Origin of the sequence: Paenibacillus sp. FSL R7-0312 (assembly GCF_038004445.1) — a bacterium.
Taxonomy (GTDB): Bacteria; Bacillota; Bacilli; order Paenibacillales; family Paenibacillaceae; genus Paenibacillus_AQ.
This window is the reverse complement of the sequence record NZ_JBBORE010000001.1, coordinates 7,315,248-7,330,751: the sequence shown is the minus strand read 5'-3', so window position 1 is coordinate 7,330,751 and position 15,504 is coordinate 7,315,248. Positions and strand designations below refer to the sequence as shown.

Below are 15,504 nucleotides of genomic sequence, written 5' to 3'. Positions count from 1 at the left end.
ACAGATAAGTTCCAGACAACATGTTACCATGGATGGAAAATAAACTGGCCGCGGGAGCTGCTATATGAGTTGTTTTTCCGTTCATCACAAGATGCATTATTCGCTGTATTCCTTTGCCGAACACAGTCCGGATCCGATTTACATTCTAGGCACTGATAAAAAGGTGAGTTACGCCAATTCAAACTTCGTCGAGCTATACGGCTGGACAATGGAGGAGCTGAACCAGTACGATTTCCCGCATGTCCCTATGGTGCTTAGGAACGAGCTTGCACAGATGTATGTTTTCATTGACCAGGGGCAGCGGCTGTTTGCCCTCGACACCTTTCGGATTAAACGGAACGGTGAGCTGATCAGTGTCAAAATAACCATCTCTCCTGTAAAAGATCTGGAAGGGCGCATTACGGCTTATGTATGTGTGCTGCGGGATGTAACGGAGATCAAATTCTCAGAGCTGAAATATTATAAACTTTTTAATGAAGCGAATGATCCTATCTTCATTTATGAACAGGATGAGGGGGGCAAACCCTCGAAGTTCCTGGATGTGAATGAAGCAGCCTGCCGGATGCTGGGCTATACACGCCGCGAACTGCTGGACAAGACTCCTTATTCCATCGCTGCGGAGGTGCTGGTGCCTGAGGTGGACAAGACGTTTGGGTGTATTCTTAGCGGAGAAGGGATGTTCGTCGAATGGGTTCAGGTAACGAAAGACGGCAAGGAGATCCCGGTGGAGATCAGTGCAAAGCCGTTTAAGCTGAATGGCCGGGAAATGGTAATTTCGATTACCCGTGACATGACAGAGCGAAAGAAAACCGAAGAGTTCCTGAGGTATAACGAGAGCTTGTCCATGATAGGTGAGTTGTCAGCAGGCATTGCACATGAAATCCGCAATCCGCTGACCAGTATCCGGGGGTTCGTCCAACTGCTCTATTCCCAGTCTAAGATGAATAAGGAGCTGCACGAGATAATTTTATCTGAAGTGGACAGGATTAATTCTATTATCAGCGAACTGCTGCTCCTGGGCAAGGAGATGCCGTCAGAAATGTCAGACTGTAATCTGGTCCAGCTGTTAAGCCAAGTAGTCGTACTGCTGAATGCCCAGGCGCATTTGACAGACAACGAAATTATTATGCACACGGACCTCGACAGACTGCTTCTTAGATGTGCGGACAACAAGCTGAAGCAGGTCTTTATCAATATGCTGAAAAATGCGATAGAAGCAAGTCCGCACGGAGCAGAAATTACCGTAGAGCTGAGCCGTGAGGGGAATATAGGAGTTATTCGCATCACGGATAATGGGCCAGGCATACCGGCAGAGCTTATTAGCCAGATCGGTTCGCCGTTCTTTACGACCAAACCGGGAGGCAATGGGCTTGGTGTTATGATCAGCAAGAAAATCATACATAATCACAAGGGGACTCTCCAATTCTTGACGAACCTGCCGGCAGGGACGATAGTTGAGATTATTCTGCCTGTGCTTTAATGATTAGAGTGTACATACATAGCATCCCCTAAGAGCAGGAGGTCAGGAAATAGACCTCACTGCTCTTTTGATTTTACTGACACCTTTGGTGATTCCAAACTGACGGAGATTCTCTAGATCTTTGAGCCGGAAGTTACACCGGGATTAACCCGGCTGACATGTTCAAGTATTCCGACGTTGACGATCCGGTCAAAGATCTGGCTCCTCCAAAGATATATTCAAAAAAAGTCCCTTCTTTTCTGGAAATATAGATTGATTAGACAAAACGCCGGGAAACATACATGTGACCGGCGACAAAGGCTGGGGAAAGTCGAGTTTCGTTATTTGAAATTAGGGGTATATAAGCTATATTTTCGAAATATAAACGTCAGCAAGCCACAAGTCGGAAAGTGAGGGTCCTCATGGATTTCCCAGTCAACATCCTTCTCGTAGACGATCACCCCGAAAACTTGCTTGCCATTGAGGCCCTTCTAAGCGGAGAACCCTACCATCTATTTCGGGCATATTCCGGGGTAGAGGCTTTGCGCTGTTTATTGGAAGAAGAATTTGCCGTCATCGTCATGGATGTGCAAATGCCGGGAATGGACGGGCTGGAGACGGCACGCCTCATCCGGACCCGGGAGAAAAACAATTACGTGCCTATCATCTTTGTGACTGCGACCAGCAATGCAATGGAGGATATCTTCGCAGGCCATTCAGTCGGAGCTATGGACTATATGACGAAGCCCTTCGTCCCGCAGCTGTTCAAATCCAAAATCGAAGGGTATGTCAGCATGTATGAAGCTAACAAAACCCTGCAGATCCAAAGCGACATGCTCAAGCAACAAGCGAAGCAGATGGAGAAAACGAATCAGGAGCTCAGAGAGGCCAAGGAAGCGGCGGAAATCGCATCCCGTGCGAAATCAGAATTTCTGGCCATGATGAGCCATGAAATTCGGACTCCGCTGAATGGAATCATAGGCATGTCTGATCTGCTGCTCACCTCCGATTTGCCGGAAGAATATGCTGAGATGGCGGGAATTATCCACACGAGCAGCAATGCACTGCTTTCGGTCATCAATCCTATTCTCGATTATTCCAAAATTGAATCCGGAAAGATGGAAGTGGAAGCGGCGCCGTTCTCCCTTCAGGACTGCCTGACTGAAACGATTGATTTGTTCACAGCCAAAACCAGGGAACGGAATCTGGAGATGGCTGTGACCGTAGATCCTTCGGTTCCGACTTATATAATGGGAGATATGACCCGCCTCCGTCAGGTATTGAATAATCTGGTGGGCAATGCAGTGAAATTCACCCATGAAGGCAGTATATACATAAGGGTTAACAAGCTGTCCGAAGAGGCGAATACGCTTACGCTTGAATTTATAATTAAAGATACGGGGATCGGAATTCCCCCGGATAAGATAAACGAACTGTTCCAGCCCTTCTCCCAGTTGGATGCCTCTACAACACGCAGGTTCGGAGGCACGGGGCTGGGATTATCGATCAGCAAATCTTTAGTTGAATTAATGGGCGGCAGCATCCGGGTAGAACCGTCGATTGAACCTGGCGCCACCTTTGTTTTTACCATTTCAGTCAAACAATTCCAAGTAAATAATGCATAAGGGGCAGGGTTGATACTATGAGCGATCAGAACCAAAGCAAAGAGATAAGCGGGGATCAGATTGATGCCGGCGAATTGCTCAACGCCTTAATGGCGATGAAGAAAGGAAACTTCTCCCACAGAATGCCCTATGACCGCACAGGAATAGCCGGTAAGGTAGCGGATACCTTCAACGAGATCATGGATATTCAGGAAAGTCTGGTGAATGAAGTCCAGACAGTAGCCAGAGTGGTCGGTAAAGAAGGTAATCTGTCGCGCAGATTCGTGCAGAAGAATCTGGGCGGCTCCTGGGAGACCATTACCGATTCGCTGAACGGGATGGTTATTGACTTAATTCAGCCGACCAGCGAGATGGTCCGGGTAATTAACGCCGTAGCCAAAGGCGATCTGTCCCAGAAGGTGGAGCTGGAGATTGAAGGACGACCGCTCACTGGTGAATTCCAGCGGACGGCAAGCAATATTAACATGATGGTGAATCAGCTCAGCACATTTGCCTCCGAGGTCACCCGGGTAGCACGCGAGGTCGGCACGGAAGGGATTCTGGGCGGCCAGGCAGATGTCAAAGGGGTATCGGGAACCTGGAAAGACTTAACTGACAGCGTAAATTACATGGCGACTAACCTCACGGATCAGGTACGTAATATTGCGGCGGTAACGACTGCTGTGGCGAACGGTGATCTGTCAAAGCAAATTACAGTAAATGCACGGGGAGAAATCCTTGAGCTCAAAAATACGATCAACACCATGGTGGATCAGCTCTCCATGTTCTCTTCCGAGGTTACTCGTGTAGCACGAGAGGTTGGCACGGAGGGTAAGCTTGGCGGGCAGGCAGACGTGAAGGATGTATCGGGTACATGGCGGGATCTAACCGAAAGCGTAAACTACATGGCCTCCAACCTGACCAACCAGGTGCGTAACATCGCGGTTGTGACCACAGCGGTCGCAAACGGCGATCTGTCGAAGAAGATTACTGCCGATGTCCAGGGCGAAATTCTGGAGCTCAAGAACACCATCAACACGATGGTGGATCAGCTGTCGACCTTCGCTTCCGAGGTTACCCGGATGGCGCGTGAGGTCGGTACGGAAGGGATCCTTGGCGGACAGGCGGATGTCAAAGGCGTATCCGGCACCTGGCGGGATTTGACGGAAAGCGTAAATTACATGGCCTCGAACTTAACCAATCAGGTGCGCAACATTGCCGAAGTAACAACCGCCGTCGCTAAGGGCGACTTATCGAAGACAATAACCGTTGATGCGAAAGGCGAGATTCTCCAGTTGAAGAGCACCATCAATATTATGGTGGATCAGCTCAGCAACTTCGCCTCCGAGGTGACGCGGGTAGCGCGGGAGGTCTCTACGGAAGGAATCCTCGGCGGTCAGGCAGATGTGAAGGGGGTATCCGGCACCTGGAAGGATTTAACGGACAGTGTGAACTTTATGGCGGGTACCCTGACCGATCAGGTACGTAATATCGCTGAAGTGACAACGGCGGTTGCCAAGGGCGACTTGTCCAAGCAGATCACGGTAAATGCGACCGGAGAAATCCTGGAGCTCAAGAACACCATTAACACGATGGTAGAGCAGCTCTCTACCTTCGCTTCCGAGGTTACCCGTGTGGCACGTGAGGTCGGTACCGAGGGCATGCTGGGCGGACAGGCCCAGGTTAAAGGCGTTGCCGGGACCTGGCGGGATTTGACCGAGAGTGTAAACTATATGGCCTCGAACTTGACCAATCAGGTGCGTAACATTGCTGTTGTAACGACGGCAGTAGCGAACGGGGATCTGTCCAAGAAAATCACTGCCGATGTCCAGGGCGAAATCCTGGAGCTCAAAAATACCATCAATACAATGGTGGACCAGCTCTCGATGTTCTCCTCTGAGGTGACGCGTGTGGCCCGCGAGGTAGGTACAGACGGCAAACTGGGCGGACAGGCGCAGGTGAAGGGCGTCGGCGGAACCTGGAAAGACTTGACCGAAGGCGTAAATAATATGGCCCGGAATCTGACGGACCAGGTGCGGAATATTGCGGACGTTACGACGGCGGTAGCCAAAGGGGATCTGTCCAAGAAGATTACCGTAGATGTCAAAGGTGAAATCCTGGAGCTCAAGAATACGATCAACACCATGGTGGACCAGCTCTCGATCTTCGCTTCTGAGGTTACGCGTGTAGCGCGCGAGGTCGGCACGGACGGCAAGCTCGGGGCGCAGGCAGAAGTTAAGGATGTTTCTGGTACCTGGAAAGATCTGACCGATACGGTCAACTACATGGCCAGCAACCTGACCATTCAGATGCGCAACATTGCCGGTGTTACGACAGCGGTAGCGAACGGCGATCTGTCCAAGAAGATTACGGTAGACGTTAAAGGCGAACTGCTTGAGCTGAAAAATACGATTAATACGATGGTGGACCAGCTGAATTCATTCGCTTCCGAGGTTACCCGTGTGGCCCGCGAGGTCGGTACAGACGGTAAGCTGGGCGGGCAAGCCCAGGTGCGCGGCGTCGGGGGGATCTGGAAGGATCTGACCGACAACGTTAACATTATGGCGACCAATCTGACGGATCAGGTGCGCGGGATCGCCAAGGTTGTGACGGCTGTTGCGAACGGTAATCTGAAGCAAAAGCTGACCGTGGAAGCCAAAGGCGAAATCGCCGAGCTGACCGATACCATTAATAATATGATCGAGACGCTGGCGACCTTCGCCGACCAGGTGACCACGGTGGCGCGGGAGGTAGGCGCCGAAGGGAAGCTGGGCGGACAAGCCAGTGTGCCTGGAGCAGCAGGAACGTGGCGTGACCTGACCGACAACGTTAACTACATGGCGAGTACGCTTACCACGCAGGTTCGAGCCATTACGAATGTTGCCACGGCGGTAACGAATGGCGATCTGTCACGGGCCATCGACGTATCCGCCTCCGGAGAAGTCGCGACACTCAAAGACAATATTAACGAAATGATCCGGAACCTGAAGGAGACGACCCGTATCAATACTGAGCAGGATTGGCTCAAAACCAACCTGGCCAAATTCTCAAGGATGCTGCAAGGGCAAAGAGATCTGTACGCGGTGAGCCGCATGATCCTGTCCGAGCTGGCTCCGCTTGTATCTATGCAGCATGGGGTCTTCTACATCAATGAACCGTCCGGCGGTGAAGCGGTTCTGAAGCTGTTCGCCAGCTATGCTTACCAGAGCCGCAAGCATCTGGCGAATGAATTCCGGGCCGGGCAAGGGCTGGTCGGCCAGTGCCTGATTGAGAAGCAGCGCATCCTGCTTACCAACGTACCGGGTGATTATGTAGTGATCTCGTCCGCACTGGGAGAAGCCACACCGCTTAATATTATTTTGCTGCCGATTATATTCGAAGATCAGGTGCTGGCGATTCTGGAGCTGGCTACCTTCCGTCCATACAGTGATATCGACATTGCCTTCCTGGATCAGCTTACCGAATCCATCGGCATTGTGATCAACACCATGCAGGCAAACCAGCGTACGGAGGAATTGCTGATCCAATCACAGTCGCTCACCGAGGAGCTCCAGAAGCAGCAGATGGAGCTGCGGAGTACGAATGACGAGCTTGAGGATAAAGCGAAGCTGCTGGTGCTGCAGAAGGCGGAAGTCGAGAGCAAGAACCATGAGGTAGAGGTAGCCAAACGTTACCTGGAGGAGAAAGCGGAACAGCTTGCCCTCACGTCCAAGTACAAATCCGAGTTCCTGGCCAACATGTCTCATGAGCTGCGTACCCCGCTGAATTCCTTGCTGCTCCTGGCAGAACAGCTGGCCGAGAACCCGGATGAGAATCTTCATGAGATTCAGGTGAAGTTCGCGAAGACCATTCAGGACTCCGGACTTGAATTGCTTAACCTTATCAACGATATTCTGGATCTGTCCAAAATCGAATCGGGCACGATTACGCCGGATTACAGCGAGGTTTCTCTGGCAGAGCTGACAGACGGGCTGGACCGTACCTTCCGCCATATGGTGGATGCCAAGAAGCTGGACTACCGGATCATCATTGATTCCGGTGTGCCGGCCAGAATAGCAACGGATTTCAAGCGGCTGCAGCAAATTCTGAAGAACCTGCTGTCCAACGCCTTCAAGTTCACGGAGCAAGGGCAGATCATGCTGCAGATCCGCAAAGCAGGCGAGGGCTGGCATCCGGAGAATGAATCGCTGACGCGGGCCAAAACAGTGATCTGCTTCTCTGTAAGCGACACAGGAATCGGTATCCCGCCTGAAAAGCAGCAGATTATCTTCGAAGCCTTCCAGCAGGCGGATGGCAGCACGAACCGGGAATACGGCGGGACAGGCCTGGGTCTTGCCATATCCCGCGAGATTGCCGAGATGCTAGGCGGAGAAATCACCCTGTACAGTGAAGCGGGCAAAGGGAGCGTCTTTAATCTGTACCTGCCCACTGAAGCGGAATTCACCGAGCCGGAGATCCCCAAGGCACATGTTCCGGAGGTGATCGATATCACCCCATCCAAACGCAGAAGTACTCTGGCTAAGCCGGCAGATGACACGTTCCTTGATGACCGGGATCAGATCGGGCCGGGAGACCGTGTCTTCCTGATTATTGAGGATGACCAGAAGTTCAATGAAATTATGCTGGATCTGCTCCACAAAAAAGGAATCAAAGCCGTGATTACATCCAGCGGCTATGATGTGCTGGAGCTTGTTCATAAGTACCAGCCGATTGCTATAACACTCGATCTGCATCTCGGCGGAGACGCCGACGGCTGGCTGGTACTCGAGCAGCTGAAGAACGATATTGAGGTGCGGCATATTCCGGTCTGTGTGATGACGGTCGATGAGGATGAGGTACTGCTGTTACAGCGGGGCGCTCATGATTACTTCCGCAAACCGGTAACCAATGAAGAGCTGGAGAATGCGCTCGACCGTCTGAACCAGTTTGCAGATCAGAAGACCAGAAATCTGCTGGTGGCGGTCCAGAATGAGGAAGAGCGCAAGCAAATCATTGAGCTGTTAAGCAACGCTGATATCAGTCTCACGGCAGTGGACACGGCACGCAAAGCATTGAACCAGATCAACACCAAAGAATTCGATTGTGTGGTGCTGGACAGCGGCCTGACGGAGATGAATCTCATCCGGTTTATCCGGGATATGTACAAGAACGCCAAGAACAAAAGGATTCCCGTCCTGGTCCACATGAGCAGGAAGCTAACACCGGCGGAAGAAAGTGAGTGGGATGAGCTGGTCAAAATGGCGGTGCTCAAAGAGGTGAAATCGAATCTCCAGCTGATCGATGAAACGACCCTCTTCCTGCACCGCAAGGCGGAGAACCTGCCGTCCGGTTCAAAGGATAAGCTGGTTAAGCTGCATCACTCGGATGAAATGATTGAGTCTAAAAAAGTGCTTGTAGTGGATGATGATATCCGGAACATCTTCGCACTCACTTCCATTCTGGAACGTCATCAGATGAAGGTCATCCCTGCGGAGAACGGCCAGGATGCCATCACTCTTCTGGAACAGACACCGGACATCGAAATTGTCCTGATGGATATCATGATGCCGGGGATGGACGGCTATGAAACGACTCGTGCCATCCGGCTCAAGCCGGAATTCAAGGACCTCCCCATTCTTGCGCTGACGGCGAAAGCGATGAAGGGAGACCGGGAGCTATGCCTCGAAGCAGGCTGTTCGGATTACATTACCAAACCGGTCAACAGTGCGCAGCTGTTATCTATGATGCGTACATGGCTGGATAACGATAACTAAGACTTATCAAACAGGAGCCGATTCCAAAGCCATGAAAAAGGCTGCTTGGATCAGGCTCCTATTTTATTCAAAATGATGGGAGGGTTCAAGCCGCAGGCAGGATGATCTTTCGATAAACAGCGTATCGACCTTGACCTTGGTGGTGACGGCAGACGGCCTTTGAATGGCAGCGGTTAACAGATCAACAGCCCATGCAGCCATCCGCTCTTTCTCTACATGAACAGTAGTCAGCTCCGGTGTCACGATAAGAGCTTCGTTGATATTATCAAATCCGATGACAGACACATCATCCGGAATCGAGAAGCCCAGTTCGCTGAGCGCCTTCATGGTGCTGATGGCAATATAATCACATTCACAGAAGAAAGCTGTGGGGAAGGGCTGTCCGCTCTCCCGTAAGTGCTGAAGCTTGTCCAGCAACGGCCCCTGGGAGGAGAACATGGTTGGGGGCACCGCCAGAATGTTGCTCCGGGATATCTCCACATGATATTCAGCCATTGCTGACATGAATCCCCGTTGCCGCTCATCGAAGTTATGTATCCGTTCCTCGGAAGCGATATAACCTATTCTCTGATGTCCCCGCTCTGCCAGATAGGTCCCTGCCTGATAAGCCCCCATGTAATTATTGATCTCCACAAAATGGACAGGGAGCGCATCGAAGCAAGTGTCCAGGACGACCAGGTGTGGCAGCTTGTCCGCAATATCGGCAATTCTGGAAGCCCCTAAATTGGTGCCCAGAAGAATAACTCCGCTGGTCCGTTCCTCCATAATCGTCCGGATTCCCTCCGCATAGTGCTTCTCTTCGATCGCTGAGAAGATCAGGCTGTAACCGCCCATACGGCAGCGCTCTTCAATATGATGAATGAGCTCCCGGAAAAAAGGCTGCTGATAATATTGCTCATGGACAAGCCCGGCATTGGTGAACACCAGGAACCTCAAGGATCTGCCGTTCGGATCTGCAGGCGCCGCCCGTCCTTTACCTGAATATCCTAATTCTTTGGCCAGGCGGAGAATACGCTCACGTGTATCCTGTGAAACCCCTGGTTTCCCGTTCAGCGCCAGAGAGACGGCTCCTTTGGAGACCCCGGCCAGTTTAGCAAGCTCCTCCATATTCAACGGATATTCCTCCATTCTGAGCATGTTAAGTATGTTTAGTGTAAGGGAAGATATTAAATTTAGCAATTGGACAGATTTCTTATGGGATCGATCGGGCGAGTTGATAGAAGCTCATAGGTTATGGTGGAGTGTTTAGCTTTGTTTAGTTGATCTTAGAGCTGATTAAACCACTTTTCATACTGAGAAATAACGTTATTGACGAAGTTTGCTTGCGTAGTGTAGGATTATTTTATATAAACAATATTGGTTTATGTTAAATTTGTTTAGTATTTGTTTAGTTTTTTTTTGTTATTTTTATTGATCGTTATTTATCTAATGTTTCATGCTGAAGGGAGCAGGTATTATGACTATTCAAGGGAGTGTCTCTATTTCGGTCCCAAACCCGGTCCTCCAATGGGGAGTATGTGAAATTGTACTGCATGGAGGGCCAGTACAGGGAAATCCGTTTACGGATGTTTCATTACATGCACAATTTACACTCGGAGAGCGCTCAATTCAAACTTCCGGGTTCTATGACGGGGAGGGTGTGTACCGCATCCGGTTCATGCCAGGCAGCCCAGGGAAGTGGGGGTTCCGGACAAGCAGCTCAGAACCCTCTCTTCACGGAATTGAAGGAGCCTTCGAATGTTCTGCGGCAAGTGCAGGGAATCATGGGCCGGTCCGCGTCAGGAATACCTTTCATTTTGCCTATGAAGACGGGACGCCGTATCTTCCTGTCGGAACCACGTGCTACGCATGGACCCACCAGGAAGAAGAGATGGAACAGCAGACTCTGGAAACTTTGAAAGCGACTTCATTCAACAAAATAAGAATGTGTGTCTTCCCTAAGTCATATTCCTACAACTCGAATGAGCCAGTGTATTATCCGTTCGAAGGCTCGCCTCAGGATGGCTGGGATTATAGCAGATTTAACCCGGCATTTTTCCGGCATTTGGAGGAGCGGATTGCCGACCTCGGCGCACTTGGCATCGAGGCAGATCTTATTCTATTCCATCCCTACGACCGCTGGGGATATGCTGATATGGGCAAGGAAGCGGATGACCGTTATCTTCATTACCTCGTGGCAAGACTCTCGGCTTACCGCAATATCTGGTGGTCTCTTGCGAATGAATATGATTTCATGGGAAACAAGACGCTTGAGGACTGGGAGCGATACGCCAGAATCGTGACAGACAATGATCCTTATCAGCATCTGATCTCTAACCACAATGGCTCGATATTCTACGATTTTGGCCAACCCTGGGTTACCCACTGCAGTATTCAGCGTGTTGACGTATACAAGACATCTGAGAATACAGACGAATGGAGACAACAATGGAACAAGCCGGTAGTGATCGACGAATGTGCTTATGAAGGCAACATCGAACACGGCTGGGGGAACATTACCGGAGAAGAAATGACCCGCCGGTTCTGGGAAGGATTCGTCCGCGGAGGATATGTGGGGCACGGTGAAACCTATCTGCATCCGGAGGACAAGCTTTGGTGGGCCAAGGGCGGCCAGCTCTACGGAACCAGTCCTGAGCGTATTGCGTTTTTGCGGCGTGTATTGGAAGAAGGACCTGCCGGGGGCTTGAACCCCTTGCCTTCCCAGTGGGATCTGCCTTGTGCCGGGGTTGAAGATGAATATTATCTGTTCTATTTCGGGTTTAATCAGCCTATGTTCCGTGATTTCAAGATGAACCCTGGTATCCGTTATACGGTTGAGCTGCTCGATACCTGGAACATGACCGTGGAGACACTGGAGGGCGGCTATGAAGGCACTTTCCGGATCGGCCTGCCCGGGCGGACTTACATGGCGGTGAGAATGACGCGTCTCTATGGAGACAATCAGCAGTTAGGGACATCTTAGTAGAGGTGAAGGATATGTGGAAGATAGGTGTTGTGGGTGCGGGGTATTGGTCCGATAAGCATTTGAAGGCTTGGCAGCGTATCCCCGGGGTTCAGATTCAAGGCTTGTGCGATACAGATACGGAAAGGCTGCATAGAAAAGCACAGGAATACGGTATTCCTGCCGGTAAGCAGTACGCTACGCTGGAAGAGATGCTGGCTGCTGCAGATGTAGATGTGATAGATATAATTACTGCGCCTGGTACCCATCCGGAGTTAGTTGGTTCAGCTGCCCGGGCAGGCAAACATATCATGTGCCAGAAGCCGTTTGCCCGTTCCATCGAAGAAGCCCGTGGCATGGTTGAAACCGCCAAGGCTGCGAAGGTGCGGCTGATGGTCACAGAGAATTGGCGCTGGCTGCAGCCGGTCCAGACCCTCAAGCAATTGCTTGCTGACGGTGCAGCCGGAGACTTACAGATGATCCGCTACATTCATACCGATTATTATTCGCCGCGGTTTGCACCGGAGAATGAGCTTCCGCAGCCGTTCTTCCGGGAGATGCCGAAGCTGCTGTTCTATGAGATGGGCGTTCACTGGTATGATACATGGCGGTTCCTGTTTGGAGATCCTAAGCGGTTGTATGCGGAGATGAGACGGATCAGCCCGTACATTACAGGTGAGGATGCGGGACTGATTACCCTCGGATATGAGGATTATATGGGCTTAATGGATATGAGCTGGGCGACCCGGCAGAATCTGCAGGGCAAGCTAACGGCACCTGTGCTGCCTAATCATCTGGAGCAGCTGATCATCGAGGGAGATAAGGCAACAGTGAAGCTATACAGCAGCGGCACCATCAGCGTGATTGATAACAATGGTGAGGAGACTATAGCTTCGGAGAATAACGGTCTTGATTTCGAAGAGAGCCACTACCGCCTGCAGTCTCATTTCATTCACTGCCTGAACACGGGCGGGGAATTCCAGACGAGCGGAGAAGACAATTTGAAGACGCTGGAGCTAGTATTCGAAACGTACAGAAGCGCTGAGGAACATAGGGTTATACATTTTGAGCAGCTTTAGCGCCGTGATGTGTTCATGATAGATTATTACCAACACCCCGAACTACTCCGCCTAAGCGGAAGGCTTGGGGTGTTCTGTGTTTATACAAATAGATATTTTGAAATTGAAGTAAATATAGATTTGCTTATTTTGAAGCAGGAAAATATAAACACATATTGAATACATCAAGCAAAGAGGGAGGATGGAAATGGGATACAGTGAAAATCAGTTGCGCTCGTCATTAACACCGGCAGTTTCAATGATTCTGAACACTCATTATCACTCTGTAATCATGAAAAACCCCCAATCCGCCTGGTTCATAGAGACGCATAAGGAATTATTAGATGCAACCTTCACTATGACCTTAATGTCTATAATAGAAGCATTGTTCCTGGGGCCTTCTGATTATGAGCAGTACCTGCACACACAGGAGCAAGAGGGGTTTGCGCAAGGGGCTTATACTGCAGAGATATTTGGCGACCATTTTGATATTCTGCTTGAAATGAGCAAAGATTTGAACTTAACCGCCCAGAATATGATGTTTCGGACCATTGAAGCGCTTGTGGATGATTCGGCGAATCGGCTTTTTTTCTATAATCGGCTGATGGAATCCAACTGGACCCGGTTTACCGGCTTCGCTCAAGGTTATTTGTCTAATAAAAATCAGCAGATCGACAATCTGCATGAACAAAAAATCACGGTTATGGGACAGATGGCGGCAGGCATGGCACATGAAATCCGTAATCCGCTGGCTTCAATTAAGGGCTTCGCCCAGCTTGTGAATAATAGGCTTAACGAGCCTGAGATCAAAGCTAATGAACTGCGGGCCTATATGGATATTACAATTAAAGAGATCGATACGCTGAACGGCTTAGTTACAGACTTCCTGATGCTGTCGCGGAAAGGGGATCATGCGAAGAATAGCGGCGAAGTGTTTAATGTAATTGAGGTTATACATAGAGTAAACAATATTGTGAATCAGCTCATACTTAGCGGCGATATTATTCTGGCTGTGGATTATTCCGATGAAACTATTCTGACTTTCGGAAATGCCTCACAGCTGGAGCAGGTCTTCCTGAATATTTTGAAGAATAGCTTAGATTCCTTCACCGCATGCCAAGGCAAGATAGATATTACAGTAACCACTGCGGATGAGACCCATGAAGTCATGTTGATCTTCAAAGACAATGGCGAAGGGATACCGCCGGATAAATTAAAAAGGATCTTCGATCCGTTCTTTACCACCAAGCCAAAAGGGACAGGCATCGGCTTGTCCATCTGTAAACAATTAATCGAAATGTATGGCGGACAGATTAGGGTAGATTCAGAACTTCAGGCAGGAACCAGCGTGAGGGTTACTTTGCCGTGGGTGTGCGAATCCAATGAGCGTGTGAAGAGTGGTCTGTTGAATGCCCAGTAGGGAGCTTTGGTGTTTTCGCTGTGGTCCCCAAAGGCATAATTCGAGTAGGTTAGGGAGTGGAAGATGACTTCTATACTCAGTATGATTATTTTTTATATCTTCGTAGTCCCTTTATCTGTGTTCCTTCATGAGATGGGCCATGCAACTGCTGCAATAAGTTTAACTAAGAAGGAAGTGCTGGTCTGTATGGGGTCAGATAATCCCAGCCAACAGGCATCATTGAGATTAGGCCGTTTGAAAATTCACTTCACCTGGGGGTTAACCGGTAGCGTTTCGACAAAGAATGAGGGAGCAGCTCTTTCAAAAAGACAAATTATTGGCATTGCATTAGGCGGCCCCATCGTTTCGCTATTGTTAGCCGTTTCTATGCTCGTTGTATATCTATCTGTTCCAAAGAGTGCATTTATAGACAATCTAGTTTTTGCAGCCGGTATATTCAATCTCATTAACCTTGCTGTAACGTTAGTACCGGTGATCTATTCTGCAGGACCTTATGCCGGTCGTCCATCTGATGGGTATCGGATTCTTGCTGCTTTGGGGAGAAGATAGCTCATTAATATGTTTTGGCGTACACTGGAAGGATAGAGTAATTATCGAACTGTGCTGCGGGGTGAGTGGAATGGAGAAGCTGATCGAACGGATCAAGGGTGAATTATTGGCAAAAGCAACGATAGAGAGTGTTGATCCACTGGAACCCGTGAAGGTCCGTAGCGTGCCGAAGCCCTGGAGGGTGCTGGGAACAGGGAATTACGCCGCCGTATTCTATCATCCGGAAGCTCCCGATTATGCAGTGAAGGTGTACGCCCCGGGCAGGCCGGGCCTTGCGGAAGAAGCAGAGGTGTACCGCCGCCTCGGCCGTCATCCGGCATTCTCCGAATGCAATTACAGCGGACCGGACTTTCTGATCCTGAAACGGCTGCAAGGAGTTACCTTCTATGACTCGATGAAACGGGGAATTCTCATCACCGCGCAGGCCATAGAAGATATTGACAGTGGGCTGGGTTATGCCCGTTCCCGCGGACTCCACCCGCATGATGTCCACGCCAAGAATGTGATGGTTCAGGACGGCCGCGGCCTGATCGTAGATATATCCGATTTCCTGAAGGATGAGGACTGCAGCATGTGGGAGGATTTCAAGAAGGCGTATTATCACCTGTACCGGCCTGTTGCCTCCCGCTGGATGTTTCCGGTTCCCCGGCCCATTCTGGAGATCGTCCGCAAGGGCTACCGGTTGTGGCGGCGGTTGAAGGAATAAGCTGGGCGGTCACT

At 50.2% G+C, this 15,504-nt stretch carries 9 protein-coding genes; 8 read left to right on the top strand and 1 reads right to left on the bottom strand.

Annotation, left to right across the window (positions count from 1 at the left end; translation table 11 throughout):
- Nucleotides 1–64 precede the first annotated feature (64 nt).
- The 3 genes from MKX70_RS31610 (at nucleotide 65) to MKX70_RS31600 (ending at nucleotide 8,816) form a co-directional block, all read left to right on the top strand.
- The gene (locus MKX70_RS31610; RefSeq protein ID WP_081956414.1) at nucleotides 65–1,480 is read left to right on the top strand and encodes a PAS domain-containing sensor histidine kinase; all 1,416 of its coding nucleotides are present in this window, start codon (nucleotides 65–67) and stop codon (nucleotides 1,478–1,480) included.
- Nucleotides 1,481–1,881: 401 nt separating this feature from the next.
- A complete protein-coding gene (locus tag MKX70_RS31605) occupies nucleotides 1,882–3,084 on the top strand; it encodes an ATP-binding protein (RefSeq protein ID WP_042233629.1) in 1,203 nt (400 codons plus the stop codon).
- 17 nt (nucleotides 3,085–3,101) lie between these two features.
- A complete protein-coding gene (locus tag MKX70_RS31600) occupies nucleotides 3,102–8,816 on the top strand; it encodes a HAMP domain-containing protein (protein WP_042233631.1) in 5,715 nt (1,904 codons plus the stop codon).
- A 63-nt stretch (nucleotides 8,817–8,879) separates the two neighbouring features.
- Here MKX70_RS31600 and MKX70_RS31595 read toward each other — a convergent pair whose 3' ends face one another.
- Complete coding sequence (locus MKX70_RS31595) at nucleotides 8,880–9,929, bottom strand: LacI family DNA-binding transcriptional regulator (RefSeq protein ID WP_197073050.1); 1,050 nt, start codon at nucleotides 9,927–9,929, stop codon at nucleotides 8,880–8,882.
- 343 nt (nucleotides 9,930–10,272) lie between these two features.
- Between MKX70_RS31595 and MKX70_RS31590 the strand changes: the two genes are divergently transcribed.
- The 5 genes from MKX70_RS31590 to MKX70_RS31570 all read left to right on the top strand — a co-directional run bounded on the left by MKX70_RS31590 (nucleotide 10,273) and on the right by MKX70_RS31570 (nucleotide 15,490).
- Nucleotides 10,273–11,778, top strand: a complete 1,506-nt coding sequence (locus MKX70_RS31590; RefSeq protein ID WP_042233636.1) for a DUF5605 domain-containing protein — start codon at nucleotides 10,273–10,275, stop codon at nucleotides 11,776–11,778.
- A gap of 14 nt (nucleotides 11,779–11,792) precedes the next feature.
- Nucleotides 11,793–12,836, top strand: coding sequence for a Gfo/Idh/MocA family protein (locus MKX70_RS31585; protein WP_340789485.1), 1,044 nt, complete (start codon nucleotides 11,793–11,795; stop codon nucleotides 12,834–12,836).
- A 187-nt stretch (nucleotides 12,837–13,023) separates the two neighbouring features.
- Nucleotides 13,024–14,235 carry a sensor histidine kinase gene (locus tag MKX70_RS31580; protein WP_042233640.1) on the top strand — a complete coding sequence of 404 codons (1,212 nt, stop codon included), beginning with the start codon at nucleotides 13,024–13,026 and terminating at the stop codon, nucleotides 14,233–14,235.
- A 63-nt stretch (nucleotides 14,236–14,298) separates the two neighbouring features.
- Nucleotides 14,299–14,784 carry a hypothetical protein gene (locus MKX70_RS31575; RefSeq protein ID WP_340789484.1) on the top strand — a complete coding sequence of 162 codons (486 nt, stop codon included), beginning with the start codon at nucleotides 14,299–14,301 and terminating at the stop codon, nucleotides 14,782–14,784.
- A 70-nt stretch (nucleotides 14,785–14,854) separates the two neighbouring features.
- Nucleotides 14,855–15,490: a serine/threonine-protein kinase gene (locus tag MKX70_RS31570; protein WP_042233642.1), complete on the top strand. Its 636-nt coding sequence runs from the start codon at nucleotides 14,855–14,857 to the stop codon at nucleotides 15,488–15,490.
- Nucleotides 15,491–15,504: the final 14 nt, after the last annotated feature.

Coding starts and splice junctions, on each gene's coding strand:
- MKX70_RS31610 (WP_081956414.1), top strand. CDS start 65: ATGAGTTGTTTTTCCGTTCATCACAAGATGCATTATTCGCTGTATTCC.
- MKX70_RS31605 (WP_042233629.1), top strand. CDS start 1,882: ATGGATTTCCCAGTCAACATCCTTCTCGTAGACGATCACCCCGAAAAC.
- MKX70_RS31600 (WP_042233631.1), top strand. CDS start 3,102: ATGAGCGATCAGAACCAAAGCAAAGAGATAAGCGGGGATCAGATTGAT.
- MKX70_RS31590 (WP_042233636.1), top strand. CDS start 10,273: ATGACTATTCAAGGGAGTGTCTCTATTTCGGTCCCAAACCCGGTCCTC.
- MKX70_RS31585 (WP_340789485.1), top strand. CDS start 11,793: ATGTGGAAGATAGGTGTTGTGGGTGCGGGGTATTGGTCCGATAAGCAT.
- MKX70_RS31580 (WP_042233640.1), top strand. CDS start 13,024: ATGGGATACAGTGAAAATCAGTTGCGCTCGTCATTAACACCGGCAGTT.
- MKX70_RS31575 (WP_340789484.1), top strand. CDS start 14,299: ATGACTTCTATACTCAGTATGATTATTTTTTATATCTTCGTAGTCCCT.
- MKX70_RS31570 (WP_042233642.1), top strand. CDS start 14,855: ATGGAGAAGCTGATCGAACGGATCAAGGGTGAATTATTGGCAAAAGCA.